This is a genomic window from Kitasatospora sp. NPDC093558 (genome assembly GCF_040683475.1).
GTDB lineage: Bacteria > Actinomycetota > Actinomycetes > Streptomycetales > Streptomycetaceae > Kitasatospora.
Map to the genome: position 1 here is coordinate 1 of NZ_JBFBDY010001306.1, position 1,167 is coordinate 1,167.

The window sequence follows — 1,167 nt, forward strand, 5'->3', positions numbered from 1 at the left end:
CGGGCGGTTCTCCCTTGCTGGTGTGCACTGGCTGGTGTGGCCAGTGCGCTTCAGCGTAGGAAGCAGCGGGCGGCGCCGGTCCCTGACAGGTGACAGGGGGTGCGCCGCCGCGCGGTTGGTGGCCGCCTCAGAGCTTGGCGGCGGAGAAGGTGTCGCACTGGGCCGTGTCGCCGCTGCGGTAGCCGGTGGTGAACCAGGTCTTGCGCTGGTCGGAGGAGCCGTGGGTCCAGCTCTCGGGGTTGACCTTGCCGGTGGCCTGCTTCTGGATGCGGTCGTCGCCGACGGCCGCGGCCGCGTCCAGGCCCTGGGCGATGTCCTGGTCGGTGATGGAGGTGATCAGCGGGCGGCCGGTGGAGGGCTGCTTGACGGTGGTGGCGTAGTGCGCCCACACCCCGGCGTAGCAGTCGGCCTGGAGTTCCAGGCGCACGGAGGCGCTGGTGGCGCCCTGGCGGTCGCCGCCGACCTTCTGCATGGCGCCGGTGAGGGTCTGGATGTGGTGGCCGTACTCGTGGGCGACGACGTAGGACTCGGCGAAGGGGCCGCCCTTGGCGCCGAAGCGGGAGGACAGTTCGTCGAAGAAGCCGAGGTCGAAGTAGGCCTTCTGGTCGCCGGGGCAGTAGAACGGGCCGACGGCGGAGGTCGCGGGGCCGCAGGCGGTGGTGACGCGGCCGGTGAACAGCACCGTCTCGGCGTTCTTGTAGGCGGTGCCGCGCCTGGGCAGTTCGGTGCGCCAGAAGTCCTGGAGGCTGTTGGTGACGGCCACGATGCGGCAGTCCTGGCGCTTGTTGGCGTCCGCCCCGCTCTTGCAGGCCTGCTGCACCTCGCCGGCGCTGCGCCCTCCCGCGGAGGAGGAGGCGCCGCCGCCGGAGGACAGGCCCAGCAGCTTGGGGTCCACGCCCAGAAGGACGGCGAACAGCACGGCGACCAGGCCCACCGCCCCGCCGCCGATGGCCACCTTCCCGCCGGGGATGCCGCGCCGGTCGTCGACCTGTGAGGTGTCGAGATCGCCCTGGTCGTCGAACTGCATGCCGGTGCCCGCTTCTGTCTCGTCGTCCCTGTGGTGCGCCCGCCGCTTCGGCGGGCCGCACCAGCCTACGGGGACGGGCGGGCACGGCCCGTCACCCAGCGGCCCGTCACCCAGCCGCCCGTCAGCGGGCGGGGCCCGTC

General features: G+C 72.8%; 1 protein-coding gene. It reads right to left on the reverse strand.

Features of this window, described 5'->3' with window-relative positions; genetic code table 11:
• Positions 1 to 127 precede the first annotated feature (127 nt).
• Complete coding sequence (locus AB0O00_RS40565) at positions 128 to 1,027, reverse strand: neutral zinc metallopeptidase (protein WP_363659672.1); 900 nt, start codon at positions 1,025 to 1,027, stop codon at positions 128 to 130.
• Positions 1,028 to 1,167 lie beyond the last annotated feature (140 nt).

Excerpts from the sequence above, each read along its gene's own strand:
- AB0O00_RS40565 (WP_363659672.1), bottom strand. The coding sequence starts at position 1,027 with ATGCAGTTCGACGACCAGGGCGATCTCGACACCTCACAGGTCGACGAC.